We start from the raw sequence: 26683 nt of genomic DNA, 5'->3' as shown, positions 1-26683 counted from the left end.
CATGGCCGCGATCGTCCCTGTCGCGCGCCCGCGCTTGCCGGCCGCCACGCTGGCCGTCGTCGCCGCTGGCGTCAGTGCCGCACTGCACCTGGGCAAGCTGCCGCCGGCCGTGCCGGCGCTGCAGGCCGCACTGGGCATCGACCTGGTCGAGGCGGGCTTCCTGCTGTCGCTGGTGCAGATGGCCGGCATGACGCTGGGCCTGGCGGCGGGTCTCGCGGCCGGCACCCTCGGGCTGCGCCGCAGCATGCTCTGGGGGCTCGCGATCCTCACGCTGGCCAGCCTGGCAGGCGGCGCGATCGGCGCTGCAGCCGCCCCTGGCGCCCATGCGGTGCCGGCGCTGTTGCTGCTGCGTGCGCTCGAGGGCCTCGGCTTCCTGCTGGTGGTGATGCCCGCGCCCGCGTTGATTCGTGCGACCGCGCCGCAAGGCACGGAGAAGACCGCCCTCGGCTGGTGGGGCGCCTACATGCCGCTGGGCGTAGCCTCGGCGCTGCTGGTGGGCCCCGCGCTGATCGCAGCACTGGGTTGGGGCGCCTGGTGGTGGGCGCTGGCCGGCGTGTCGGCCGCGGCGGGGTTCTGGGTTGCCGCGAGCGTGCCCAGCGACAAGGAACAAGCGCTCACCGCGCCGACGGCCGTGGCCGGGCGCTGGCCGACCCGGCTGCGCGCCACGCTGGGCGCCTCCGGCCCGTGGCTGCTGGCGGCCGCCTTCGCCGTGTATTCGGCCCAATGGATGGCGGTGATCGGCTTCCTGCCTGCCATCTATGCCGAGGCCGGCGTGCCTGTCGCCTGGAGCGCGGTGCTGACGGCCGGCGCGGCGGCGATGAACATCGGCGGCAACCTGCTGGGCGGCCGGCTGCTGCAGCGCGGCCTGGCGCCCGAGAAACTGCTGCGCTGGGGCTACGGCGCCATGGCGCTGGGCAGCGTCGTGGCCTTCGCGCAGTTCGGCGACGGCCTGCTGTCGGCCGGTCTGCCGCCCGCGCTGCGCTATGCCGCGGTCTGCGCCTTCTCCTTTGGCGGCGGCATGGTGCCGGCCACGCTGTTCGTGCTCGCCGTGCGCTTCGCGCCCGGGCCGGCTACCGTCTCGACCACGGTCGGTCTGATGCAGCAGGCCTCGGCACTGGGCCAGTTCTGCGCACCCCCGCTGGTGGCCTGGCTCGCGCACCGTGCGGGCGGCTGGCAATGGACCTGGGCCGTGACGCTGGCCTGCGCACTGACGGGCATCGCGCTCGCGGCCCGGCTGAGGCCGGGGCCATCGACACAAGGAATCGACGCATGAACGACACGACTGCGACAATCACGGCCGCGCAGGCCGAAGCCGACACGCGACGCTGGCTCGAGCGCGCGGTCATCGGCCTGAACCTCTGTCCGTTCGCCAAGGCGGTGCACGCCAAGGGCCAGGTCCACTACGCGGTGCACCTGGCCGCCGACGACGATGCGGGCCTGCTCGACCTGCTGATGGCCGAGGCGCAGGCGCTGGTCGACCGGCCGGCTTCCGAACGCGACACCACCCTCCTGATGGCACCCCATACCTTGGCCGACTTTCTCGATTTCAACGACTTCACCGAGCGCGCCGAACGCCGCCTGGCCCGCGCGGGCCTCGAGGGCACGCTGCAGCTCGCGAGCTTCCACCCGCGCTTCCAGTTCGGCGGCACCGAGCCCGACGACATCGGCAACGCCACCAACCGCGCGCCGTACCCCACGCTGCACCTGCTGCGCGAGGAGAGCATCGACCGCGCGGTCGAGGCCTTCCCCGAGGCCGAGGTGATCTTCGAGCGCAACATCGAGACGCTGGAGGCGCTGGGCCCGGCCGGCTGGGCCGCGCTCGACGTGGGTGCGGGAGCCGCACGATGAGCCGTGTCGACAAGGCATCCAAGGCCGAGGCCGACGTCCAGGAGGCGCTGCGGCCCGGGCAGTCGATCGAGCTGCTCAAGGAGCTGCACATCCTCACGCGCGAAGGACGGCTCAACCAGGATTCGCGCCGCAAGCTCAAGCAGGTCTACCACCTGTTCCAGTTCATCGAGAAGCTGCTGCGCGAACTGCCGGAGCAGGGCCGCCATGCGACGCTGGCCGACCATGGCGCGGGCAAGTCCTACCTCGGCTTCATCATCTACGACCTGTTCTTCCGCGCGCTCGACGGCGGCCATGTCTACGGCATCGAGACGCGCGCCGAGCTGATCGAGAAGTCGCGCGCGCTGGCGCTGCGGCTGGGCTTCGACCGCATGGCCTTCCTGAACCTCACGGTGGCCGAGTCGACGCATGCCAGCGAGCTGCCGGCGCAGATCGACATCGTGACGGCGTTGCATGCATGCGACACCGCCACCGACGACGCGATCGCCTTCGGGCTGGCCAAGCGGGCGAAGTACATGGTGCTGGTGCCCTGCTGCCAGGCCGAGGTGGCGGCCTGCCTGCGCGAGACCAAGGCGCTGTCGCTGTCGCGCACGCCGCTGGCCGAGCTGTGGCGCCATCCGCTGCACACGCGCGAGATCGGCAGCCAGCTGACCAACGTGCTGCGCTGCCTCTACCTCGAGGCCCAGGGCTACCAGGTCACCGTGACCGAGCTCGTGGGCTGGGAGCACAGCATGAAGAACGAGCTGATCATCGCGCGCCGCACCGGCCAGGCGAAGGCCAGCGCCGCCGAACGCCTGCGCAGCCTGCTGGCCGAATTCGGCCTGAGTTCGCTGCTGCAGACGCGCTTCCGGCTGGACTGAGCGAGAAAAGGCCGCGCGCCGCCATGGCCCGACTGCCCCGACTCACGCTGGCGCAGCAGCTGCACCATGTGATCCAGCGCGGCAACAACCGCCAGCCGATCGTCGTCGACACCGCCGACCGCGAACGGCTGGTCGCGCTGTGGGCCGAGCACGCGCCGCGCTTCGGCGTGGCGCTGCACGCCTATGTGCTGATGGACAACCACTTCCACCTGCTGGTCACGCCGTCCACCGCCGAAGGCCTGCCGCAGTTCATGCAGGCGGTGGGGCGCAGCTATGTGCGCAGCTTCAACGACCGCCATGCGCGCAGCGGCACGCTGTGGGAAGGGCGCTACCGCGCGACCGTGCTGCAGGCCGAGCGCTACCTGCTGCCCTGCATGGTCTACCTCGACCTCAACCCGGTGCGCGCCGGGCTGGTGGCCGAGGCACGCGACTTCGCCTGGTCCAGCCACCACCACTACGCGGGCCTGCGCAGCGACCGCTTCCTGTCGCCGCATCCGCTCTACTGGGCGCTGGGCAACACGCCCTTCGCGCGCGAGGCCGCCTATGCCGAGCGGGTGCGCGAGGGCATCGGCGCCCACGAACAGACCTTGCTGACCGACGCCGCGCTGCAGGGCTGGGCAGCGGGCGACGAGCGTTTCCTGGCACAGCTGCAGCAGGACACGCCGCGCCGCCTGGTCAAGGCGCGGGCCGGGCGCCGGCCGAATCCTCCGACCGTTTGATCCTTCGTTTGTGGCTCCGGCGGGCCGCCTGAGCGACCGCTTGTCGGCGGTATTGATGTGTCCCCAATTAATAACTCACTAAAAAAGTCAGAAAATAATATGAATCTGACCCCATTTAATGTTCTTGGCATTATTTGTGCAACGCAATATCCTCCGATTCCCTGCGAGAGATCCCGCGATAAATTGAAGGAGTGCGCCCCATGACGACGGATGTCGAGATCCAACACCTGGAACAGCACGGGCTGTATTCGTCCAGCAACGAACACGATGCCTGCGGCCTCGGTTTCGTCGCCCACATCAAGGGCGAGAAGCGCCACGACATCGTGACGCAGGCCCTCAAGATCCTCGAGAACATCGACCATCGCGGCGCCGTCGGCGCCGACAAGCTGATGGGCGACGGCGCCGGCATCCTGATCCAGATCCCCGACGCGCTGTACCGCGAGGAGATGGGCAAGCAGGGCGTCGAACTGCCGCCCTACGGCGAATACGGCGTCGGCATGATCTTCCTGCCCAAGGAGCATGCATCGCGCATGGCCTGCGAGCAGGAAATGGAGCGCGCGATCAAGGCCGAAGGCCAGGTGCTGCTGGGCTGGCGCGATGTGCCGGTCAACCGCGAGATGCCCATGTCGCCCGCGGTCAAGAAGACCGAACCCATCCTGCGCCAGGTCTTCATCGGCCGCGGCAGCGACGTGATCGTGCAGGACGCGCTGGAGCGCAAGCTCTACGTGATCCGCAAGACCGCGAGCGCCAACATCCAGAACCTCGAGCTCAAGCACAGCAAGGAATACTACGTTCCCAGCATGTCGAGCCGCACGGTCGTCTACAAGGGCCTGCTGCTGGCCGACCAGGTCGGTGTGTACTACCTCGACCTGTCCGACGAGCGCTGCATCTCGGCCATCGGCCTGGTGCACCAGCGCTTCTCGACCAACACCTTCCCCAAGTGGCCGCTGGCCCACCCGTACCGCTATGTCGCCCACAACGGCGAGATCAACACGGTGCGCGGCAACTACAACTGGATGAAGGCGCGCGAGGGCGTGATGTCCTCGCCGGTGCTGGCGGCCGACCTGAAGAAGCTGTACCCGATCAGCTTCGCCGGCCAGTCCGACACCGCGACCTTCGACAACTGCCTCGAACTCATGACCATGGCCGGCTACCCGATCAGCCAGGCCGTGATGATGATGATCCCCGAGCCGTGGGAGCAGCACACGACGATGGACGAGCGCCGCCGCGCCTTCTACGAATACCACGCCGCGATGATGGAGCCGTGGGACGGCCCGGCCTCGATCGTGTTCACCGACGGCCGCCAGATCGGCGCCACGCTCGACCGCAACGGCCTGCGTCCCTCGCGCTACTGCGTGACCGACGACGACCTGGTGATCATGGCGTCGGAGTCCGGCGTGCTGCCGATTCCCGAGCACAAGATCCTGCGCAAGTGGCGCCTGCAGCCCGGCAAGATGTTCCTGATCGACCTGGAGCAGGGTCGCATGATCGACGACGACGAGCTCAAGGCCTATGTCGTCAACACCAAGCCCTACAAGCAGTGGATCGAGAACCTGCGCATCAAGCTCGACAGCGTCGAGGCGCCGCCGGCCGAAGTGCCCGCCAGCGCCGTCTCGCTGCTCGATCGGCAGCAGGCTTTTGGTTATACGCAGGAAGACATCAAGTTCCTGCTGAGCCCGATGGCGCAGGCCGGCGAGGAAGGCATCGGCTCGATGGGCAACGACAGCCCGCTGGCCGTGCTCTCGAGCAAGAACAAGACGCTCTACAACTACTTCCGGCAGATGTTCGCCCAGGTGACGAACCCGCCGATCGACCCGATCCGCGAAGCGATCGTGATGTCGCTCAACAGCTTCATCGGCCCCAAGCCGAACCTGCTAGACATCAACCAGGTCAACCCGCCGATGCGGCTCGAAGTGAGCCAGCCCATCCTCGACTTCGCCGACATGGCCAAGCTGCGCAACATCGAGCAGCACACGCAGGGCAAGTTCCGCTCGACCACGCTCGACATCACCTACCCGGCCGACTGGGGCCGTGAAGGCGTCGAGGCCAAGCTCGCGTCGCTGTGCGCCGAAGCCGTCGATGCGATCAAGGGCGGCAGCAACATCCTGATCGTGAGCGACCGCGGCGTGAGCGCCACGCAGGTCGCGATTCCCGCCCTGCTGGCGTCGAGCGCGATCCACCAGCACCTGGTGCGCGAAGGTCTGCGCACCACGGCCGGCCTGGTGGTCGAGACCGGCAGCGCCCGCGAGGTGCATCACTTCGGCGTGCTCGCGGGCTACGGCGCCGAAGCGGTCCATCCCTACCTGGCGATGGAGACGCTGGCCTCGCTGCACGCCGAGCTCTCGGGCGACCTGTCGGCCGAGAAGGCGATCTACAACTACGTGAAGGCGATCGGCAAGGGCCTGTCGAAGATCATGTCCAAGATGGGCGTGAGCACCTACATGAGCTACTGCGGCGCGCAGCTGTTCGAGGCCATCGGCCTGAACAACGACACCATCGGCAAGTACTTCTCGGGCACCGCGAGCCGTGTCGAGGGCATCGGCGTGTTCGAGATCGCCGAGGAAGCGCTGCGCATGCACGCGGCCGCCTTCGGTGACGACCCGGTGCTGGCCAACATGCTCGACGCCGGCGGCGAGTACGCCTGGCGCACCCGCGGCGAGGACCACATGTGGACGCCCGACGCGATCGCCAAGCTGCAGCACAGCACGCGCGCCAACAACTGGAGCACCTACAAGGAATACGCCCAGATCATCAACGACCAGAGCCGTCGCCACATGACGCTGCGCGGCCTGTTCGAGTTCAAGATCGATCCGAGCCAGGCGATTCCGGTGGAAGAGGTGGAGTCGGCGGCCGAGATCGTCAAGCGCTTCGCCACCGGCGCGATGTCGCTGGGCTCGATCTCGACCGAGGCGCATTCGACGCTGGCCGTGGCCATGAACCGCATCGGCGGCAAGAGCAACACCGGCGAGGGCGGCGAGGACCCGGCGCGCTACCGCAACGAGCTCAAGGGCATCCCGATCCAGCAGGGCGACACGCTCAAGAGCGTGATCGGCGACGCCAACGTCGAGGTCGACCTGGCGCTCAACGCCGGCGACTCGCTGCGTTCGAAGATCAAGCAGGTGGCCTCGGGCCGCTTCGGCGTCACGGCCGAGTACCTGTCCTCGGCCGACCAGATCCAGATCAAGATGGCGCAAGGTGCCAAGCCGGGCGAGGGCGGCCAGCTGCCCGGCGGCAAGGTGACCGAGTACATCGGCAAGCAGCGCTACTCGGTGCCGGGCGTGGGCCTGATCTCGCCGCCGCCGCACCACGACATCTACTCGATCGAGGATCTGGCCCAGCTGATCCATGACCTGAAGAACGTCGCGCCGCACGCCAGCATCAGCACCAAGCTGGTCAGCGAAGTGGGCGTGGGCACGGTGGCCGCGGGCGTGACCAAGTGCAAGAGCGACCACCTGGTGATCGCCGGCCACGACGGCGGCACGGGCGCCTCGCCCTGGTCGTCGATCAAGCATGCGGGCGGTCCCTGGGAGATCGGCCTGGCCGAGACCCAGCAGACGCTGGTGCTCAACCGCCTGCGCGGCCGCGTGCGCGTGCAGGCCGACGGCCAGATGAAGACCGGCCGCGACGTCGCCATCGGCGCGCTGCTGGGCGCCGACGAATTCGGCTTCGCGACCGCGCCGCTGATCGTCGAGGGCTGCATCATGATGCGCAAGTGCCACCTCAACACCTGCCCCGTGGGCGTGGCCACGCAGGACCCGATCCTGCGCAAGAAGTTCTCGGGCAAGCCCGAGCACGTCGTCAACTACTTCTTCTTCATCGCCGAGGAGGTGCGCCAGATCATGGCGCAGCTGGGCATCCGCAAGTTCGACGACATGATCGGACGCGCCGACCTGCTCGACATGAAGAAGGGCATCTCGCACTGGAAGGCCAGCGGCCTGGACTTCAGCCGCCTGTTCGCGCTGCCGAACGTGCCGGACGACGTGCCGCGCTTCCACGTCGAGAACCAGGAGCACGGGCTCGAGCACAACCTCGACACCAAGCTGATCGAGAAGTCGCGTGCGGCCATCGACAAGGGCGAGAAGGTGCAGTTCATCGAGATCGTGCGCAACGTGAACCGCACCGTCGGCGCCAAGCTGTCGGGCGCGCTCACGCGGGTGCACCCCGAAGGTTTGCCCGACGATTCGATCCGCATCCAGCTCGAAGGCACGGGCGGCCAATCGTTCGGCGCCTTCCTGGCCCGCGGCATCACGCTGTACCTGATCGGCGACGCCAACGACTACACCGGCAAGGGCCTGTCGGGCGGCCGCATCGTGGTGCGCCCGAGCCTGGACTTCCGCGGCGAAGCGGTGCGCAACACCATCGTCGGCAACACCGTGATGTACGGCGCGACCACTGGCGAGGCCTACTTCTGCGGCGTCGCGGGCGAGCGCTTCGCGGTGCGGCTGTCGGGCGCGACGGCGGTCGTCGAAGGCACGGGCGACCACGGCTGCGAGTACATGACGGGCGGCACGGTGGCCGTGCTCGGCAAGACCGGGCGCAACTTCGCGGCCGGCATGAGCGGCGGCGTGGCCTTCGTCTACGACGAGGACGGCCAGTTCGCCTCGCGCTGCAACCTGTCGATGGTGTCGCTCGAGAAGGTGCTGACCACCGCCGAGCAGACCGCCAGCATCAAGCCCTCGATCTGGCACAACGGCCTGACCGACGAGGCCCAGCTGCGCAAGCTGCTGGAAGACCATCACCGCTGGACCGGCAGCAAGCGCGCGCGCGAACTGCTCGACGACTGGACCGTGGCACGCACGAAGTTCGTGAAGGTGTTCCCCAACGAATACAAGCGCGCACTGGCCGAGATCCACGACCGCAAGGCGCTGGCAGCGGCCAGCGGCAACGACGCGCAAGCCGCCGTCGCGGCCGGCACCGCGCGCAAGACCGCGGCCGTCTGAGTCGCCCGCACGTAGAAACAAGAAACAAGGAAAGCACGATGGGAAAGATCACCGGCTTCATGGATTACGAGCGCGTGGAAGAGGGCTACAAGCCCGTCGACGAGCGGCTCAAGCACTACAAGGAATTCGTCGTCGGCCTCGACAAGGACCAGGCCAAGGTCCAGGGCGCGCGCTGCATGGACTGCGGCACGCCGTTCTGCAACAGCGGCTGCCCGGTCAACAACATCATCCCGGACTTCAACGACCTGGTGTACCGCGACGATTGGCGCAATGCCTTCGCGGTGCTCGACTCGACCAACAACTTCCCCGAGTTCACCGGCCGCATCTGCCCCGCGCCCTGCGAGGCCGCCTGCGTGCTCAACGTGAACGACGATGCCGTGGGCATCAAGTCGCTCGAGCATTCGATCATCGATCGCGCCTGGGACGAGGGCTGGGTGCAGCCGCGCGTGGCCAAGCACAGGACCGGCAAGAAGGTCGCCGTGGTCGGTGCCGGCCCGGCGGGCATGGCCGCGGCCCAGCAGCTGGCACGCGTCGGCCATGACGTGACGCTGTTCGAGAAGAACGACCGCGTCGGCGGCCTGCTGCGCTACGGCATCCCCGACTTCAAGATGGAGAAGTCGCACATCGACCGCCGCGTCGCGCAGATGCAGGCCGAGGGCGTGACCTTCCGCACCGGCGTCATCGTCGGCGCTGCCAAGGACACGCTGGGCAAAGGCTCCAAGGTCACCAACTGGGCCAAGGAAACCGTCACTCCCGAGCAGCTCGACAAGGAATTCGACGCGGTGCTGCTGACCGGCGGCGCCGAGCAGTCGCGCGACCTGCCGGTGCCGGGCCGCGACCTCGACGGCATCCATTTCGCGATGGAGTTCCTGCCGCAGCAGAACAAGGTCAACGCCGGCGACAAGCTCAAGGGCCAGCTGCGCGCCGACGGCAAGCACGTGATCGTGATCGGTGGCGGCGACACCGGCTCCGACTGCGTGGGCACCAGCAACCGCCACGGCGCCGTCAGCGTCACGCAGTTCGAGCTGATGCCCGAGCCGCCAGTGGAAGAGAACCGCCCCATGACCTGGCCCTACTGGCCGTACAAGCTGCGCACCAGCTCCAGCCACGTCGAAGGCTGCGAACGCGAGTTCGCGATCTCGACCAAGGAGTTCATCGGCACCAAGGGCAAGGTCACCGGCCTGAAGACCGTGCGTGTCGAATGGCAGGACGGCAAGATGGTCGAGGTGCCCGGCAGCGAGGAAGTCCTCAAGGCCGACCTGGTGCTGCTGGCGATGGGCTTCGTGAGCCCGGTGGCCGGTGTGCTGGAGGCCTTCGGCATCGAGAAGGACGGCCGCGGCAACGCCAAGGCGACGGTCGACTTCATCGGCGGCTATGCCACCAGCGTGCCCAAGGTGTTTGCCGCCGGCGACATGCGCCGCGGCCAGTCGCTGGTGGTGTGGGCGATTCGCGAAGGCCGCCAGGCCGCGCGCTCGGTGGACGAGTTCCTGATGGGCTTCAGCGACCTGCCGCGTTGAGTGCATGAGTGCCTTCGGGCATTCCCATGACGCGCCGTATTGAATTTTGTTTCAATCCGGCGAGGCCTGTCGCGGCCCCGGTATCATCCGCGTCAAACCGCATGCCGGGATGCTCGAAGGAGCGCCCGGCTTTTTCATTGAGATGGACCCAGCCGCTCCTCAGCCACCCCCCTTCGTAGAGTTCCGCGACGTCGCGTTCGGCTACGGTGCGCGCGCCATTCTCGATGGCGTCTCCTTCACCGTGCCGCGCGGCAAGGTGACGGCCCTGATGGGCGCCTCGGGCGGCGGCAAGACCACGGTGCTGCGCCTGATCGGCGGGCAGCAGAAAGCGCAGCGCGGCGAGGTCCTGTTCGATGGTCAGGACGTGGTCAGGTTCGACGCCGGCGCATTGTATGCGGCGCGCCGACGCATGGGCATGCTGTTCCAGTTCGGTGCACTGTTCACCGACATGAGCGTGTTCGACAACGTGGCCTTCCCGCTGCGCGAGCACACGCAACTGCCCGAGGCGCTGATCCGCGACATCGTGCTGATGAAGCTCGACGCGGTCGGGCTGCGTGGCGCGCGCGAGCTCATGCCCAGCGAAGTCTCGGGCGGCATGGCACGGCGCGTGGCGCTGGCGCGCGCGATCGCGCTCGACCCCGACCTGGTGATGTACGACGAGCCCTTCGCGGGCCTCGACCCGATCTCGCTGGGCACGGCCGCGCGGCTGATCCGCCAGCTCAACGACACGCTGGGGCTGACCAGCATCATCGTCTCGCACGACCTGGAAGAGACCTTCCGCATAGCCGACCACGTGATCATCCTGGCCAACGGCGGCGTCGCGGCGCAAGGCACGCCGCAGGCCGTGCGCGAGAGCGCCGACCCGCTGGTGCACCAGTTCGTCCATGCGCTGCCCGACGGGCCGGTGCATTTCCACTACCCGGGCGTCGGCGTCGAAGACGACTTCGGCCCGGCCTCGGGAGGCCGGTCTTGAGCTTCTGGAATCCCGCCGATGTCGGCTTCGCGGTGCGCTCCAAGCTGGCCGACCTGGGCCGCGGCGCGCGCCTGTTCTGGCGGCTGTTCAGCGATGTGGGCGGCCTGCGGCGTTTTGCGCTGGTGCGCGATCAGGTCCATTTCCTGGGCAACTATTCGCTGGCGATCATCGCCGTGTCGGGCCTGTTCGTCGGCTTCGTCATGGGGCTGCAGTACTTCTACGGTCTGCAGCGCTACGGCGCCTCCGAATCGGTGGGCGTGCTGATCAGCCTGAGCCTGCTGCGCGAATTCGGCCCGGTGATCACGGCACTGCTGTTCGCGGGCCGGGCCGGCACCTCGCTGACCGCGGAAATCGGCCTGATGAAGGCCGGCGAGCAGCTCAGTGCAATGGAGATGATGGCGGTCGACCCCGTCAAGCGCGTGCTCGCGCCGCGCTTCTGGGGCGGCGTGATCGCGATGCCGCTGCTGTCGGCGGTGTTCTGCGCGGTCGGCATCCTGGGCGGCTGGGTCGTCTGCGTGCCGTTGCTGGGCATCGATTCCGGGGCCTTCTGGAGCCAGATGCAGAACGGCACCGACGTGTTCAGGGACCTGGGCAACGGCGTCATCAAGAGCATCGTCTTCGGCTTCACCGTGACCTTCGTCGCGCTGCTGCAGGGCTTCGAGGCCCAGCCCACGCCCGAGGGCGTGTCGCGCGCCACCACCCGCACCGTGGTGGTGGCTTCGCTGGCGGTGCTGGCGCTGGACTTCCTTCTCACCGCCATGATGTTCAGCATCTGAGCGCAAACTCGACTACGAGAGCAAACCATGCAACGTTCCAACAACGACATCTGGGTGGGCCTGTTCGTGCTCATCGGCGCGGCAGCCCTGCTGTTCCTGGCGCTGCAGTCGGCCAACCTGCTGAGCCTGAACTTCCAGAAGACCTATTCGGTGACCGCGCGCTTCGACAACATCGGCGGGCTCAAGCCGCAGACGGCCGTGAAAAGTGCCGGCGTGGTGGTCGGCCGTGTGGAATCCATCACCTTCAACGACAAGCTCTTTCAGGCCGACGTGACGCTGGCTTTGCAAAACCGTTACAGTTTTCCCAAGGACAGTTCGCTCAAGATCCTGACCAGTGGCCTGCTCGGCGAGCAGTACATCGGGATCGAGGCGGGCGCCGAGGAAAAGAACCTGCAGGCCGGTGACACCGTCACCTCCACGCAATCCGCAGTGGTGCTGGAAAACCTGATCAGCCAATTCCTCTTCAGCAAGGCTGCCGAAGGAACGCCGAATGCCGCCAGTGCGGGTGCGGCGCCAGCAACACCGAACAAAAAATGAAAACACGATCCTTCCTGTCTCCCGCTTCCGATGCCGTGAAGCGCATCGCCGACCACGCCCGCTGGGTGGGGGCCGCCGTCGTCCTTGCCGTGCTGGCCGGGTGTGCCACCGGCCCCAATGCCAACCCGTCCGATCCCTTCGAGCCGTTCAACCGCGGCGTGTTCTCGTTCAACGAGAAGGTCGACGAGGTGGTGCTGGTGCCGGTGTCCACGGCCTACGTCAACGTGCTGCCGTCGATGGTGCGCACGGGGGTGAACAATTTCTTCGGCAACCTGGGTGACATCTGGAGCTTTGCCAACAGCGTGGCCCAGCTCAAGCTGCAGAACAGCGCCGAGACCTTCATGCGGGTCAACGTCAACACCATCTTCGGCCTCGGCGGCCTGCTCGACGTGGCGACCGAGGTCGGCATCGACCGCCGCGACGAGGATTTCGGCAAGACGCTCGGACGCTGGGGCGTGGGCGCGGGCCCGTACGTCGTGCTGCCGCTGCTGGGCCCCTCCACGCTGCGCGACACGGCGGCCAAGCCGGTCGACCTCTATGGCGATGCGCTCAATGCGGTCCAGGACGTGGCCTGGCGCAATTCCTTGACCGCGCTGCGCGTGGTCGACAAGCGCTCGCAGTACCTGCGCGCCGGTCGGCTGATCGACGACGCCGCGCTCGACAAGTACTCGTTCACGCGCGATGCCTTCCTGCAGCGCCGTCGCAGCCAGATCCAGGACGGCCGGGCACCCGACGACGACGCAGGCAAGTAGCCGACGCCGGCGACAGCCAGGACGCGGCACACTGAAGTGCGAAGGCGCGGGGCCGCTCGCTTGCATTCCGTTGCAAGCCTCGGCCCGCGTTCGAGGAACCCGGACGGCGAGGGTGCTGTCCAAACCATTCATGCTGCGGCACGTCGTTTTCGTGCGGGCCGCGCGAGATCCGAAACCTGAGGGACCTGCCCAATGAACAACAAGATGATCCTGCAACGACGCAGCCTCGGCCACATGGCGCTGGCCGGTGCGTTGCTGTTCAGTGCCGCCGTGGCCTTCGTGAGCCCGGCGCGCGCCGCCGACGAAACCCCCGATGCGCTGGTCAAGCGCATCTCGACCGACGTGCTCGAGACCATCAAGTCCGACAAGTCCATCAAGTCGGGCGACGTCAACAAGATCATGGTGCTGGTCGACAGCAAGATCATGCCCAACGTCAATTTCCAGCGCATGACGGCCTCCGCCGTCGGCCCGGCCTGGCGCACGGCCACGCCGGAGCAGCAGAAGCGGCTGCAGGATGAGTTCAAGACCCTGCTGGTGCGCACCTATGCCGGCGCGCTCGACCAGGTCAGCGACCAGACGGTCAGCGTGCGCCCCTTCCGCGGTTCGCCCGACGACACCGACGTGCTGGTGCGCACCGAGGTCCGCGGCCGCGGCGACCCGGTCCAGCTGGACTACCGCCTCGAGAAGACGCCGGGCCAGGGTTCCGGCTGGAAGGTCTACAACCTCAACGTGCTGGGCGTGTGGCTGGTCGATACCTACCGCACCCAGTTCGCGCAGCAGATCAACAGCCAGGGCATCGACGGCCTGATCGCCGCACTGGCGGCGCGCAACAAGAGCAACGGCAAGAGCTGAGCATGCTCGTCCTGCCGACCAAGCTCACGCACGACGAGGCGCCGGCCTGCATGCGCATGCTGCAGCAGGGCCTGGCAGGCCAGAGCGGGTCCGCGGCGGTGGTGGATGCCAGCGCGCTGGTGCGCTTCGATTCCTCGGCACTGGCCGTGCTGCTCGAATGCCGGCGCGAGGCCAGTGCGCTGGGACGCAGCTTTGCGGTCAAGGGGCTCTCGCCCCGGCTGCGTGAGCTGGCCGCGCTCTACGGCATTGCGGGCCTTTTGCCGGCCGCGCCCTAGAAAAGTGCAGGCCGCCTAGAATCTCGGGCTCCCATGCCCGCGATCTCCTTCCAATCGGTCTCCAAGACCTACCCCGCCTCCCGTCAGCAACGCGCCCAGGGCAAGCCTGGTTTGCGCGCCGTCGATGACGTGAGCTTCCAGATCGAAGAGGGCGAGTTCTTCGGCCTCCTGGGGCCCAACGGCGCCGGCAAGACCACGCTGATCAGCATGCTGGCCGGGCTGTCGCGCCCGACGGCCGGCGCCGTCAGCGTGCACGGCTTCGATGTGCAGCGCGACTATGCCGAGGCGCGCCGCCACCTGGGCATCGTGCCGCAGGAGCTGGTGTTCGACCCCTTCTTCAACGTGCGCGAATCGTTGCGCATCCAGTCGGGCTATTTCGGCATCAAGAACAACGACGCCTGGATCGACGAGCTGCTGCACAGCCTGGGCCTGACCGACAAGGCCAACGCCAACCTGCGGCAGCTGTCGGGCGGCATGAAGCGCCGCGTGCTGGTGGCGCAGGCGCTGGTCCACAAGCCGCCGGTGATCGTGCTCGACGAGCCTACCGCCGGCGTCGACGTCGAACTGCGCCAGACGCTGTGGCAGTTCATCGCCAAGCTCAACAAGCAGGGCAGCACCGTGCTGCTCACCACCCACTATCTCGAAGAGGCGGAGGCGCTGTGCCACCGGATCGCCATGCTCAAGCAGGGCCGCGTGATCGCGCTCGACCGCACCAGCGAGCTGCTGAAGTCGGCCGCCAGCAACGTGCTGCGTTTCAAGACCGACGCCAACCTGCCCTGGGCGATCGCGCAGCATGCGCGCATCACCGGGCGCATCGTGCAGCTGCCGGCGCAGAACGCGCACGAGGTCGAGCAGCTGCTCGGCGCACTGCGTGAGGCCGGCGTGGCGGTCGAAGACGTCGAGATGCGCAAGGCCGATCTCGAGGACGTGTTCCTCGACCTGATGGCGGGTGAACAGATTCCGCTGGAGGTGGCGCGATGATCGGCACCACGGGCTGGCGCACGCTGCTCTACAAGGAAACGCTGCGCTTCTGGAAGGTCGGCTTCCAGACCGTCGGCGCGCCGATCCTCACGGCCGTGCTGTACCTGATGGTCTTCGGCCATGTGCTGGAGGGTCACGTCAAGGTCTACGGCACGGTGGCGTACACGGCCTTCCTGATCCCGGGCCTGGTGATGATGAGCGTGCTGCAGAACGCCTTTGCCAACAGCTCCTCCTCGATCATCCAGAGCAAGATCATGGGCAGCCTGGTGTTCGTGCTGCTCACGCCGCTGTCGCACTGGGGCTGGTTCTTTGCCTACGTGGGCTCGTCCATCATCCGCGGCCTGGCCGTCGGCCTGGGCGTGTTCATCGTCACGGTGTTCTTCGCCGTGCCGGATTTCGCGGCGCCGGCCTGGATCTTCGTCTTTGCCTTCCTGGGCGCGGCCATGCTGGGCACGCTGGGGCTGATCGCGGGTCTCTGGGCCGAGAAGTTCGACCAGATGGCGGTGTTCCAGAACTTCCTGATCATGCCCATGACCTTCCTGTCGGGCGTGTTCTATTCGATCGGCTCGCTGCCGCCGTTCTGGCAGAGTGTGAGCCACCTGAACCCCTTCTTCTACATGATCGACGGCTTCCGCTACGGCTTCTTCGGCGTGAGCGACGCCTCGCCCTGGCTGAGCTTCGGCATCGTCGGCAGTGCCTGGGTGGTCGTGAGCGCGATCGCCGTCCATCTGCTGCGGATCGGCTACAAAATTCGAGGCTAGAGGGATTCCCTCGGCTTCAGCCCCGTCCGGGGCGACATCGGCGACCCGGCCAGGCCGGTTCCGCCGTGTCACACGATGACTACGCAAGACGACCCCTATGACCGCTGAAGAACTCCAAGCCATCATCACCGCCGGCCTGCCCTGCGAGCACATCACGCTGGAGGGCGACGGGCGCCATTGGTACGCCACCATCGTGTCGGCCGAATTCGAGGGCAAGCGCTCGATCCAGCGTCATCAGCGGGTCTACGCCACCCTCGGTGCGAAAATGCATACCGACGAGGTGCATGCGCTGTCGATGAAGACCTTCACGCCCGCCGAATGGGCCACGGCGCCTCGTTGATGCCGCTTCGCAGGCCTTCCTGCTAGATATCGCTGGATTTTTCATGGACAAACTTCTCATTCGCGGCGGGCGCAAGCTTGGCGGCGAAGTACTCGTTTCCGGCGCCAAGAACGCCGCGCTGCCCGAGCTCTGTGCCGCGCTGCTGACCGACCAGCCCGTGACGCTGCACAACGTGCCGCGCCTCGAGGATGTGTCGACCATGCTCAAGCTGGTGCGCAACATGGGTGTGGCGGTCGAACGCGACGACAACGGCACCGTGCGGCTCGACGCCGGCCCGCTGCACACCATCGAGGCACCCTACGAGCTGGTCAAGACCATGCGCGCTTCGGTGCTGGCGCTGGGCCCGCTGCTGGCGCGCTTCGGCCACGCCAAGGTCTCGCTGCCCGGCGGCTGTGCGATCGGCTCGCGGCCGGTCGACCAGCACATCAAGGGCCTGCAGGCCATGGGCGCGGAGATCGTGGTCGAGCACGGCTACATGGTCGCGCGCCTGCCCGCCGGGCGCACCCGTCTGAAGGGTGCACGCATCCTGACCGACATGGTGACCGTGACCGGCACCGAGAACTTCCTGATGGCCGCGGCGCTGGCCGAAGGCGAGACGCTGCTCGAGAACGCGGCCCAGGAGCCCGAGATCGTCGATCTGGCCGAGATGCTGATCAAGATGGGCGCGCGCATCGAGGGCCACGGCACCAGCCACATCCGCATCCAGGGCGTGGACAAGTTGCACGGCTGCGAGCACGCGGTGGTGGCCGACCGGATCGAGGCCGGCACCTTCCTGTGCGCGGTCGCGGCCGCCGGGGGCGAGGTGTTCCTGCGCCATGCGCGCGCGGACCACCTCGACGCGGTGATCGACAAGCTGCGCGATGCGGGTTGCGAGGTGCAGGCCGTCGAGGGCGGTGTGCGCATCGTCTCGACCGGCGCCGCCGACCTCAAGGCCCAGGCCTTCCGCACCACCGAATACCCTGGCTTCCCGACCGACATGCAGGCCCAGTTCATGGTGCTCAACTGCGTGGCCCATGGCTCGGCGGCCGTGACCGAGACCATCTTCGAAAACCGCTTCATGCACGTCAACGAACTGGTGCGCCTGGGCGCGGCCATCCACGTCGACGGCCGGGTGGCGCTGGTCGAGGGCGGTGCCCGCCTGTCCGGTGCGACCGTGATGGCGACCGACCTGCGCGCCTCCGCCAGCCTCGTGATCGCCGGCCTGGTGGCCGAGGGCGAGACCCTGGTCGACCGCATCTATCACCTGGACCGGGGCTACGACCGCATGGAAGCCAAGCTGCGCGGCCTGGGCGCGGACATCGAAAGAATCGCATGAAGCCCACTTCCCTGACGAAAGCCCGCCCATGATCACGCTCGCCCTCTCCAAAGGACGCATCTTCGACGAGACCCTGCCGCTGCTGGCCGCGGCCGGCATCGAGGTCACCGAGGACCCGGACAAGTCGCGCAAACTGATCCTCGCCACCACCCGGCCCGACGTCCGGGTGGTGCTGGTGCGCGCTTCGGACGTGCCGACCTACGTGCAGTACGGCGGTGCCGACCTGGGCGTGACCGGGCTCGACGTGCTGCTCGAAGGCGGCGGCCAGGGCCTCTACCAGCCGCTGGACCTGCAGATCGCCGCCTGCCGCCTGAGCGTCGCGGTGCGTGCGGACTACGACTACGCGTCGGCCGTGAAGCAGGGCTCGCGCCTGACGGTGGCCACCAAGTACGTCAACCTGTCGCGCAACTTCTTCGCCAGCAAGGGCGTGCACGTCGACCTGATCAAGCTCTACGGCAGCATGGAGCTCGCGCCGCTCACCGGCCTGGCCGATGCCATCGTCGACCTGGTCTCGACCGGCAACACGCTCAAGGCCAACCACCTGGTCGAGGTCGAGCGCATCATGGACATCAGCGCCCGCCTGGTGGTGAACCAGGCCGCGCTCAAGCTCAAGCAGGCCCCGATCCGCCGCATCCTCGACGCCTTCGCGTCGGCCCTTCCACAATCCTGACACCATGACCCTGACCGCCGCTCCCGCCCGCCTGTCCACCGCCTCGGCCGATTTCGAAGCCGCCTTCAAGGCGCGCTTGCATTGGTCCGCGGAGGCGGACTCGGCGATCGAGACGGTGGTGGCCGGGATCCTGGCCGACGTGCAGCAGCGCGGCGATGCCGCAGTGCTCGAGTACACGGCGCGTTTCGACCGGCTCGACGTGACCGGCGTGCCGGCGCTGGAACTCACGGCCGACGAATTGCGCGCGGCCTTCGAGTCGCTGCCGGCGGTGCAGCGCGAGGCGCTCGAAGCCGCGGCACGCCGCGTGCGCAGCTACCACGAGGCCCAGAAGAAGGCGAGCGGCGAGAGCTGGCAGTACCGCGACGAGGACGGCACCTTGCTGGGCCAGAAGGTCACGCCGCTCGACCGCGTGGGCATCTACGTGCCCGGCGGCAAGGCCGCCTATCCCTCGAGCGTGCTGATGAACGCGATCCCGGCCCATGTCGCCGGCGTCGGCGAAATCATCATGGTCGTGCCCACGCCAGGCGGCGAGAAGAATTCGCTGGTGCTGGCGGCGGCCTATGTCGCCGGCGTGAGTCGCGCCTTCACCATCGGCGGCGCCCAGGCCGTGGCCGCGCTGGCCTACGGCACGGCCACCGTGCCCGCGGTCGACAAGATCACCGGTCCGGGCAACGCCTACGTGGCCGCGGCCAAGCGCCGCGTGTTCGGCACCGTGGGCATCGACATGATCGCGGGTCCCAGCGAGATCCTGGTGCTGGCCGACGGCAGCACGCCGCCCGACTGGGTGGCGATGGACCTGTTCAGCCAGGCCGAGCACGACGAGCTCGCGCAGAGCATCCTGCTGTGCCCCGACGCCGACTACATCGCGCGCGTGCAGGAGGCCATCGACCGGCTGCTGCCTACGATGCCGCGCGCGGAGATCATCGCCGCCTCGCTCAACGGCCGCGGCGCGCTGATCCACACGCGCAGCATGGAAGAGGCCTGCGCCATCAGCAACCGCATCGCGCCCGAGCACCTGGAGGTCAGCAGCAGCGAGCCGCACCGCTGGGAGCCCTTGCTCAAGCATGCCGGCGCGATCTTCCTGGGCGCCTTCACCAGCGAGAGCCTGGGCGACTACTGCGCCGGACCGAACCACGTGCTGCCCACCAGCGGCACGGCGCGCTTCTCGAGCCCGCTGGGCGTCTACGACTTCCAGAAGCGCTCCAGCCTGATCGAGGTGAGCCGGGCCGGCGCGCAGGTGCTGGGCCCGATCGCGGTCACGCTGGCCGAAGGCGAGGGCCTGCAGGCGCACGCCGAGGCCGCTCGACTGCGTCTTCAGCGCGACTGACCGAGGCACCACCGATGGCCGCGCTTGCACGCACCGTCCTGCTGGCCGCGCTGCTGGCCGGTGCCGGCGCGCAGGCCATGAGCATCCGAGAACTGCGCACGCTCGAGGCCAACGAGAAGGACGGCCAGGCCTACGCCAGCTATTACCTGGTCGGCGTGATGGAGGGCCTGCGCGAGGCCAGCGACACCGCCCAGCGCGCCGGCCAGAAGCCGCTGTTCTGCGTCGAAGGCCGCCGCTTCGAGCCCGCGATGGCACGCTCGCTCTACCAGACCGAACTCTCGCGCAACGCCGACACCTACGAGGCCGACATGCCGGTGCAGCTCGTGCTGTCGTCCGCCTTGCGCAGCAGCTACCGCTGCACCCACTGACAACCCATGACCGCTGATTCCACTTCCACCGCTTCTTCTCCCGCGCTCCAGCGCATCCGTGCCGACGTCCAGTCGATGCACGCCTATGCCGTGCAGGACGCGACCGGCCTGCTCAAGCTCGACGCCATGGAGAACCCGCACGGCCTGCCGGCGGCGCTGCAGGCCGAACTCGGCGCGCGACTGGGCGCGCTGGCGCTCAACCGCTACCCCGGCGCGCGCGGCGACGACCTCAAGCGCGCGCTGGCCGTGCACGCGCAGATGCCCGAGGGCTTCGCGCTGATGCTGGGCAACGGCTCCGACGAGCTGATCTCTCTGCTGACCATGGCCTGCGACCTGCCGGGCGCGACGGTGCTGGCGCCGGTGCCGGGCTTCGTGATGTACGCCATGAGCGCGCAACTGCAGGGCGTGCGCTTCGTCGGCGTGCCGCTCACCGCCGACTTCGAGCTCGACACGCCGGCCATGCTGGCCGCGATCGCTGCCGAGAAGCCCGCCATCGTCTACCTGGCCTATCCCAACAACCCCACGGCCAACCGCTGGGACGACGCGTCGATCGAGCGGATCGTCGAGGCCCAGGGTGCGCAGGGCGGCCTGGTGGTGATCGACGAGGCCTACCAGCCCTTCGCCGCGCGCAGCTACATCGACCGCGTGGCGCGCCACGGCCACGTGCTGCTGATGCGCACGCTGAGCAAGTTCGGGCTGGCCGGGGTGCGGCTGGGCTACCTGATGGGCCCGGCGGCGCTGATCGCCGAGATCGACAAGGTGCGCCCGCCCTACAACATCAGCGTGCTCAACTGCGAGTGCGCACTGTTCGCGCTCGAACATGCCGAGGTGTTCGATGCCCAGGCCGCCGACATCCGCGCCCGGCGCGAGGAGCTGGTCGCGGCGCTGGCGAAGCTGCCCGGCCTGACCCAGTGGCCCAGCGAGGCCAACATGGTGCTGGTGCGGGTGCCCGATGCGGCAAAGACCTTCGAGGGCATGAAGGCGCGCGGCGTGCTGGTCAAGAACGTTTCTAGAATGCACCCATTGCTGGCGAACTGCCTGCGCCTGACCGTCGGCACGGCCGACGACAATAGCCGCATGCTCGCAGCCCTCGAATCCTCCCTATGAACACCCCCACGGCACCCCAGGCCGCCGCCCTCGCGGGCGATCGCGTGGCCTCCGTCACCCGCAACACGGCCGAAACCAAGATTACGGTCTCGGTCAACCTCGACGGCACCGGTCGCGCCAAGCTGTCGACCGGCATCGGCTTCTTCGACCACATGCTCGACCAGATCGCCCGCCACGGGCTGATCGACCTCGAGATCGACTGTCAGGGCGACCTGCACATCGACGGCCACCATACGGTGGAAGACGTGGGCATCACGCTGGGCCAGGCCGTGGCCAAGGCCGTGGGCGACAAGAAGGGCCTGCGCCGCTACGGCCACGCCTACGTGCCGCTCGACGAGGCGCTGAGCCGCGTGGTGATCGACTTCTCGGGCCGTCCCGGCCTGGTGATGCACGTGCCCTTCACCAGCGGCATGATCGGCGGCTTCGACAGCCAGCTCACCTACGAGTTCTTCCAGGGCTTCGTGAACCACGCCTTCGTCACGCTGCACATCGACAACCTCAAGGGCATCAACGCGCACCACCAGTGCGAGACGGTGTTCAAGGCCTTCGCGCGCGCGCTGCGCTCGGCGCTCGAGATCGACCCGCGCTCGGTCGGCGTCATTCCCTCGACCAAGGGATCCCTCTGATGCGCAACACCGTCGCCGTCGTCGACTACGGCATGGGCAACCTGCGCTCCGTGTCGCAGGCCGTGCAGCATGCGGCCGACCAGGTGGGCGTGGAGGTCTTCGTCACCTCCGACCCCGAAGTGGTGCGCCAGGCCACGCGCGTCGTGCTGCCAGGGCAGGGCGCGATGCCCGACTGCATGCGTGAACTGCGCGACTCCGGCCTGCGCGAATCGGTGCTCGAAGCCGCCGCCAGCAAGCCGCTGTTCGGCGTGTGCGTGGGCATGCAGATGCTGCTCTCGCACAGCGACGAGGGCGCGACCGACGGCCTCGACCTGATCCCCGGCCGCGTCGTCAAGTTCGAGCTGGCCGGCCGCACCCAGCCCGACGGCAGCCGCTACAAGGTGCCGCAGATGGGCTGGAACCAAGTGCGCCAGGCGCAGCCGCATGCGGTCTGGGCCGGCGTGCCCGACGACGCGTACTTCTATTTCGTCCACAGCTTCTATGCGAAGCCGGCCGATCCGCGCCACAGCGTGGGCGAGGCCGACTACGGCGCGCCGTTCACGGCCGCCATCGCACGCGATAATATTTTTGCGACCCAGTTCCACCCTGAAAAGAGTGCGGACCATGGTCTGCAGCTCTACCGCAACTTTCTCCACTGGAACCCCTGAGCCTTTCCGGGCCGACCTGCCATGCTGCTGATTCCCGCCATTGATCTCAAAGACGGCCACTGCGTTCGCCTCAAACAAGGCGACATGGACCAATCGACCATCTTCAGCGAAGACCCTGCCGCCATGGCGCGCAAGTGGGTCCAGGCCGGCGCGCGCCGGCTGCACCTGGTCGACCTCAACGGCGCCTTCGCGGGCAAGCCGCAGAACCACGCGGCCATCAAGGCGATCCTCAAAGAAGTCGGCGACGAGATCCCGGTGCAGCTGGGTGGCGGCATCCGCGACCTCGACACCATCGAGCGCTACATCGACGACGGCCTGCGCTACGTGATCATCGGCACCGCCGCGGTCAAGAACCCGGGCTTCCTGAAGGACGCCTGCGTCGCCTTCGGCGGCCACATCATCGTGGGCCTCGATGCCAAGGACGGCAAGGTCGCGACCGACGGCTGGAGCAAGCTCACGGGCCACGAGGTCGCCGACCTGGGCAAGAAGTTCGAGGACTACGGCGTCGAGTCGATCATCTACACCGACATCGGCCGCGACGGCATGCTCTCGGGCATCAACATCGAGGCCACGGTCAAGCTCGCGCAGGCGCTGACCATCCCGGTGATCGCCTCGGGCGGCCTGTCGAACATGGCCGACATCGACCAGCTTTGCGCGGTCGAGTTCGAAGGCGTCGAGGGCGTGATCTGCGGTCGCGCGATCTACTCCGGCGACCTGGATTTCGCCGCGGCACAGGCCCGCGCGGATGTGCTGGCCGCCAACTGAGCGCAGCACGGCCCGGGCGCTGCCCCGGGCCTGATCCGGCCGACTGCGCATGCTGTCCGCGCTCGCCATCGCCAACTACCGCTCGCTGCGCCAGCTCACGGTGCCGCTCGGACGGCTGACGGTCGTCACCGGGCCCAACGGCAGCGGCAAGTCCAGCGTCTACCGCGCGATGCGCCTGCTGGCCGAGATCGCCAGCGGCGGCGTGGTGCGCTCGCTGGTGCGTGAAGGCGGCCTGGCGTCCACCCTGTGGGCCGGGCCCGAGCGCTATTCGGCCGCGGTGCTGCGCGGCGAGGCGCCGGTGCAGGGCACGGTGCGCAGCGAGCCGGTCAACCTGCGACTGGGCTTCGCGAGTGCCGCCGATGCAGAGGGCGACGACGATTTCGGCTACGCGATCGACATCGGCCTGCCGCCGCCCGTGCCGCCCTCGGCCTTCTCGCACGACCCGGAGATCAAGCGCGAGGCGCTCTGGAGCGGCCCGGTGCTGCGGCCCGCGAGCCAGCTGGTCGACCGCAAGGGCCCGGCGCTGCGCGTGCGCGACGAGGCCGACCGCTGGGTGGTTGTCGAGCGCCGCATCCCGGCCTTCGCCAGCATGATGACCGAGTACGCCGACCCGCGCGCCGCGCCCGAGATGCTCTCGCTGCGCGAACGCATGCGTTCCTGGCGCTTCTACGATCACTTCCGCTCCGACGCCGAGGCGCCCGCGCGCAGCCCTCAGCTGGGCACCTACACGCCGGTGCTGGCCAACGACGGGGCAGACCTCGGGGCGGCGCTGCAGACCATCCGCGAGATCGGCGATGCCGAGGCGCTCGACCATGCGCTGGACGACGCCTTCCCCGGCGCGCGTGTCGAGGTCGCGGCCGGCCCGGACGGCCGCTTCGAGGTGCGCATGCACCAGCACGGCCTGCTGCGTGCGCTGAGCGCGGCCGAGCTGTCCGACGGCACGCTGCGCTACCTGCTGTGGATCGCCGCGCTGCTGTCGCCGCGGCCGCCGAGCCTGCTGGTGCTCAACGAGCCCGAGACCAGCCTGCATCCCGACCTGCTGCCCGCGCTGGGTCGGCTGATCGCGCAGGCCGCGGTCCGGACCCAGGTCATCGTGGTCTCGCACGCCACGCGGCTGATCGCCTCGCTGGAGGCCGCGGCGGGCGAGATGGCGCTGCAGTCGGTGGTGCTGGAGAAGCACTTCGGCGCCACGCGCATCGCCAACCTGGACATGGGCGACATCCCGCCATGGCACTGGCCGGCGCGGTAGCGACCCGACCCTAGAATCGACGCCATGTCCCTCGAAACCCTCAGCGTCCGCGGCCAGCCCGCGGTCCGGCTCCGCCTGCCCGGCGGTGACGCCTGCACCGTGGCCTTGCACGGCGCGCACCTGCTGTCATGGCAGACGGCCGACGGCGTCGAGCGCATCTACCTGAGCCCCGAGGCGCTGTTCGACGGCCGCTCCGCGATCCGCGGCGGCGTGCCGGTGTGCTGGCCGCAGTTCAACCAGCGCGGCCCGCTGCCCAAGCACGGCTTCGCGCGCAACAAGGCCTGGCAGCTCGAGCCCGCCGAGGCGCCGGGCGAACTCGTGTTCTCCCTGCGCGACGATGCCGCCAGCCGCGCGCTGTGGCCGCATGCCTTCCGCCTCGCCTTGCGCGTCACGCTGACGCCGGGCGCGCTGCGCATCGCGCTGGACGTGCGCAACACCGACGCCGAGCCCTGGTCCTTCACCGCCGCGCTGCACACCTACCTGCAGGTCGACGAGATCGCCGATGTGCGGCTCGGGGGCCTGCAGGGCGCGCAGCGCTGGGATGCAGTGCGCGACCTGCGCCATGCCGAGACCTCCGAAGCCTTGCGCTTCGACACCGAATTCGACAGCGTGTATGCCGCGCCTGCCGCGCCGCTGAAGCGGGTCCAGCCCAGCGGTGTCCTGGCCATTGCCCAGAGCGCGAGTTGCACCGAGACCGTGGTCTGGAATCCCGGCGCCGCGCTGTCGGCCCAGCTGGCCGACCTGCCCGACGAGGGCTGGCGCCGCATGCTGTGCGTCGAAGCCGCCCACATCGACGACGCCGTGCGGCTGGCGCCGGGCGCCGAATGGCAGGGCTGGCAGCAGCTCACCGTCCTTTAAGTCATCTTTTTCTTCCGAACGAACACACCATGCTCGCCAAACGCATCATTCCCTGCCTCGACGTGACCGGAGGGCGGGTCGTGAAAGGCGTCAACTTCGTCGAACTGCGCGACGCGGGCGACCCGGTCGAGATCGCGGCGCGGTACAACGCGCAGGGCGCCGACGAACTGACCTTTCTCGACATCACGGCCACCAGCGACGGGCGCGACCTGATCCTGCCGATCATCGAGGCGGTCGCCTCCCAGGTCTTCATCCCGCTGACGGTGGGCGGCGGCGTGCGCACGGTCGACGACGTGCGCCGGCTGCTCAACGCGGGCGCCGACAAGACCAGCTTCAATTCCGCCGCGCTCGCCAATCCGCAGGTGATCGAGGACGCCTCGCAGAAGTACGGTGCCCAGTGCATCGTGGTGGCCATCGACGCCAAGCGCCGCTCGCCCGAGGACGCCGCCACGCGCGGCGCGGGCTGGGACGTCTACAGCCATGGCGGGCGCAAGAACACCGGGCTCGACGCGGTGCAATGGGCGGTCGAGATGGCGCGCCGCGGCGCGGGCGAGATCCTGCTGACCAGCATGGACCGCGACGGCACCAAGAGCGGCTTCGACCTGGCGCTGACCCGCGCGGTGAGCGACGCGGTCGACGTGCCGGTGATCGCCTCGGGCGGCGTGGGCAACCTCGACGACCTGGCCGACGGCGTCCAGACCGGCGGCGCCGACGCGGTGCTGGCCGCCAGCATCTTCCACTACGGCGAATACACGGTCGGCGAGGCCAAGGCCCGCATGGCCGCGCGCGGAATCCCCGTACGGATTTGAATGCGGCGGCGCAGGGCCGGCCGCGAATCCCCGACAATCTGGCAATGAACTGGCTCGATGAAGTGAAATGGGACGCGAACGGCTTGGTGCCGGTGATCGCACAGGAACAGGGCAGCAACGATGTCCTGATGTTTGCCTGGATGAACCGCGAGGCGCTGGCCAAGACGGCCGAGCTCGGCCGCGCCGTGTACTTCAGCCGCTCGCGCGACAAGCTGTGGTTCAAGGGCGAGGAATCGGGCCACGTGCAGACCGTTCACGAGATCCGCCTGGATTGCGACAACGACGTGGTGCTGCTCAAGGTGACACAGCTCGGTCACGAACCCGGCATTGCCTGTCACACTGGCCGTCACAGTTGTTTCTTCAGCCGGTACGAGAATGGGCAGTGGACCGCGGTCGAGCCGGTCCTGAAAGACCCAGGGACGATCTACAAATAATGGAAACGATGAATACCGACGCGCTGGACCGCCTTGCGGCCGTGATCGAAAGCCGCCTGCCTGCACGCGGCGGCGACCCCGAGCAGAGCTATGTCGCCCGCCTGCTGCACAGGGGCCCCGATGCCTTCCTCAAGAAGATCGGCGAGGAGGCCACCGAGGTCGTGATGGCGGCCAAGGACGCCGACCATGGCGGCGATCCGCAAAAAATAGTGAACGAAGTCGCCGATCTGTGGTTCCACACGATGGTGGCGCTGGCGCATTACGGCCTGAGCCCCCGCGAGGTGGTGGCCGAGCTGGCGCGCCGCGCGGGCACCAGCGGCATCGAGGAAAAGGCCCTGCGCAAGGCGCAGGACCGCGAAGCTTCCAACGACTGAAAGGAC

General features: G+C 68.3%; 28 protein-coding genes. All 28 read left to right on the top strand.

Features of this window, described 5'->3' with window-relative positions; translation table 11 throughout:
- Position 1: 1 nt before the first annotated feature.
- The 28 genes from K0H49_RS13110 (at position 2) to K0H49_RS12975 (ending at position 26677) form a co-directional block, all read left to right on the top strand.
- Positions 2-1273 carry an MFS transporter gene (locus K0H49_RS13110; RefSeq protein WP_219212721.1) on the top strand — a complete coding sequence of 424 codons (1272 nt, stop codon included), beginning with the start codon at positions 2-4 and terminating at the stop codon, positions 1271-1273.
- A complete protein-coding gene (locus tag K0H49_RS13105; RefSeq protein WP_219212719.1) occupies positions 1270-1848 on the top strand; it encodes a DUF1415 domain-containing protein in 579 nt (192 codons plus the stop codon). Before K0H49_RS13110 ends, K0H49_RS13105 begins: the two co-directional genes overlap by 4 nt.
- Complete coding sequence (locus K0H49_RS13100) at positions 1845-2705, top strand: class I SAM-dependent methyltransferase (protein WP_219212717.1); 861 nt, start codon at positions 1845-1847, stop codon at positions 2703-2705. Before K0H49_RS13105 ends, K0H49_RS13100 begins: the two co-directional genes overlap by 4 nt.
- 23 nt (positions 2706-2728) lie before the next feature.
- Positions 2729-3424, top strand: coding sequence for a transposase (locus tag K0H49_RS13095; RefSeq protein ID WP_219212715.1), 696 nt, complete (start codon positions 2729-2731; stop codon positions 3422-3424).
- 200 nt (positions 3425-3624) lie between these two features.
- Positions 3625-8364: a glutamate synthase-related protein gene (locus K0H49_RS13090; protein ID WP_219212714.1), complete on the top strand. Its 4740-nt coding sequence runs from the start codon at positions 3625-3627 to the stop codon at positions 8362-8364.
- 38 nt (positions 8365-8402) lie between these two features.
- On the top strand, positions 8403-9881 hold the full coding sequence (locus tag K0H49_RS13085) for a glutamate synthase subunit beta (RefSeq protein ID WP_219212712.1): 1479 nt from the start codon (positions 8403-8405) through the stop codon (positions 9879-9881).
- A 109-nt stretch (positions 9882-9990) separates the two neighbouring features.
- A complete protein-coding gene (locus K0H49_RS13080; protein ID WP_219212710.1) occupies positions 9991-10854 on the top strand; it encodes an ABC transporter ATP-binding protein in 864 nt (287 codons plus the stop codon).
- Positions 10851-11630: a lipid asymmetry maintenance ABC transporter permease subunit MlaE gene (gene mlaE, locus K0H49_RS13075; protein WP_219212708.1), complete on the top strand. Its 780-nt coding sequence runs from the start codon at positions 10851-10853 to the stop codon at positions 11628-11630. The genes K0H49_RS13080 and mlaE overlap by 4 nt, the downstream gene beginning before the upstream one ends.
- 27 nt (positions 11631-11657) lie before the next feature.
- Entirely contained in the window at positions 11658-12167 is a 510-nt protein-coding gene (mlaD, locus tag K0H49_RS13070; RefSeq protein WP_219212706.1) for an outer membrane lipid asymmetry maintenance protein MlaD, read from the top strand.
- A complete protein-coding gene (locus K0H49_RS13065; RefSeq protein ID WP_219212704.1) occupies positions 12164-12919 on the top strand; it encodes an MlaA family lipoprotein in 756 nt (251 codons plus the stop codon). Before mlaD ends, K0H49_RS13065 begins: the two co-directional genes overlap by 4 nt.
- A 192-nt stretch (positions 12920-13111) precedes the next feature.
- Entirely contained in the window at positions 13112-13771 is a 660-nt protein-coding gene (locus tag K0H49_RS13060; protein ID WP_219212701.1) for an MlaC/ttg2D family ABC transporter substrate-binding protein, read from the top strand.
- Positions 13772-13773: 2 nt separating this feature from the next.
- On the top strand, positions 13774-14046 hold the full coding sequence (locus K0H49_RS13055; RefSeq protein WP_183024981.1) for an STAS domain-containing protein: 273 nt from the start codon (positions 13774-13776) through the stop codon (positions 14044-14046).
- 33 nt (positions 14047-14079) lie between these two features.
- Entirely contained in the window at positions 14080-15027 is a 948-nt protein-coding gene (locus K0H49_RS13050) for an ABC transporter ATP-binding protein (protein ID WP_219212699.1), read from the top strand.
- Complete coding sequence (locus K0H49_RS13045; RefSeq protein ID WP_219212697.1) at positions 15024-15788, top strand: ABC transporter permease; 765 nt, start codon at positions 15024-15026, stop codon at positions 15786-15788. The genes K0H49_RS13050 and K0H49_RS13045 overlap by 4 nt, the downstream gene beginning before the upstream one ends.
- A gap of 97 nt (positions 15789-15885) precedes the next feature.
- Positions 15886-16128 (top strand): BolA family protein, encoded by a 243-nt coding sequence (locus tag K0H49_RS13040; protein WP_219212695.1) that lies wholly within the window; start codon positions 15886-15888, stop codon positions 16126-16128.
- A gap of 43 nt (positions 16129-16171) precedes the next feature.
- Positions 16172-17443 carry a UDP-N-acetylglucosamine 1-carboxyvinyltransferase gene (gene murA, locus K0H49_RS13035; protein ID WP_219212693.1) on the top strand — a complete coding sequence of 424 codons (1272 nt, stop codon included), beginning with the start codon at positions 16172-16174 and terminating at the stop codon, positions 17441-17443.
- Between the two features lie 28 nt (positions 17444-17471).
- The gene (gene hisG, locus K0H49_RS13030) at positions 17472-18113 is read left to right on the top strand and encodes an ATP phosphoribosyltransferase (protein ID WP_219212691.1); all 642 of its coding nucleotides are present in this window, start codon (positions 17472-17474) and stop codon (positions 18111-18113) included.
- A gap of 4 nt (positions 18114-18117) precedes the next feature.
- A complete protein-coding gene (gene hisD / locus K0H49_RS13025) occupies positions 18118-19440 on the top strand; it encodes a histidinol dehydrogenase (RefSeq protein WP_219212689.1) in 1323 nt (440 codons plus the stop codon).
- 14 nt (positions 19441-19454) lie between these two features.
- Positions 19455-19808: a hypothetical protein gene (locus tag K0H49_RS13020; protein ID WP_219212687.1), complete on the top strand. Its 354-nt coding sequence runs from the start codon at positions 19455-19457 to the stop codon at positions 19806-19808.
- A gap of 6 nt (positions 19809-19814) precedes the next feature.
- The gene (hisC, locus tag K0H49_RS13015) at positions 19815-20915 is read left to right on the top strand and encodes a histidinol-phosphate transaminase (RefSeq protein WP_219212685.1); all 1101 of its coding nucleotides are present in this window, start codon (positions 19815-19817) and stop codon (positions 20913-20915) included.
- On the top strand, positions 20912-21541 hold the full coding sequence (gene hisB / locus K0H49_RS13010; protein WP_183024990.1) for an imidazoleglycerol-phosphate dehydratase HisB: 630 nt from the start codon (positions 20912-20914) through the stop codon (positions 21539-21541). The genes hisC and hisB overlap by 4 nt, the downstream gene beginning before the upstream one ends.
- Complete coding sequence (gene hisH / locus K0H49_RS13005; protein WP_219212684.1) at positions 21541-22188, top strand: imidazole glycerol phosphate synthase subunit HisH; 648 nt, start codon at positions 21541-21543, stop codon at positions 22186-22188. Before hisB ends, hisH begins: the two co-directional genes overlap by 1 nt.
- A 21-nt stretch (positions 22189-22209) precedes the next feature.
- Entirely contained in the window at positions 22210-22953 is a 744-nt protein-coding gene (hisA, locus tag K0H49_RS13000; protein WP_219212682.1) for a 1-(5-phosphoribosyl)-5-[(5-phosphoribosylamino)methylideneamino]imidazole-4-carboxamide isomerase, read from the top strand.
- Between the two features lie 49 nt (positions 22954-23002).
- Positions 23003-24202 carry an AAA family ATPase gene (locus K0H49_RS12995; RefSeq protein ID WP_219212680.1) on the top strand — a complete coding sequence of 400 codons (1200 nt, stop codon included), beginning with the start codon at positions 23003-23005 and terminating at the stop codon, positions 24200-24202.
- A 24-nt stretch (positions 24203-24226) separates the two neighbouring features.
- Complete coding sequence (locus tag K0H49_RS12990; RefSeq protein ID WP_219212678.1) at positions 24227-25060, top strand: D-hexose-6-phosphate mutarotase; 834 nt, start codon at positions 24227-24229, stop codon at positions 25058-25060.
- Positions 25061-25089: 29 nt separating this feature from the next.
- Positions 25090-25869, top strand: a complete 780-nt coding sequence (gene hisF, locus K0H49_RS12985) for an imidazole glycerol phosphate synthase subunit HisF (RefSeq protein WP_219212676.1) — start codon at positions 25090-25092, stop codon at positions 25867-25869.
- Between the two features lie 44 nt (positions 25870-25913).
- Complete coding sequence (gene hisI, locus K0H49_RS12980; protein WP_219212674.1) at positions 25914-26303, top strand: phosphoribosyl-AMP cyclohydrolase; 390 nt, start codon at positions 25914-25916, stop codon at positions 26301-26303.
- A complete protein-coding gene (locus tag K0H49_RS12975) occupies positions 26300-26677 on the top strand; it encodes a phosphoribosyl-ATP diphosphatase (RefSeq protein WP_219213304.1) in 378 nt (125 codons plus the stop codon). The genes hisI and K0H49_RS12975 overlap by 4 nt, the downstream gene beginning before the upstream one ends.
- Positions 26678-26683 lie beyond the last annotated feature (6 nt).

This window comes from Variovorax boronicumulans (genome assembly GCF_019352895.1).
GTDB lineage: Bacteria > Pseudomonadota > Gammaproteobacteria > Burkholderiales > Burkholderiaceae_C > Variovorax > Variovorax boronicumulans_A.
This window is presented reverse-complemented; position numbering and strand designations above follow the sequence as displayed.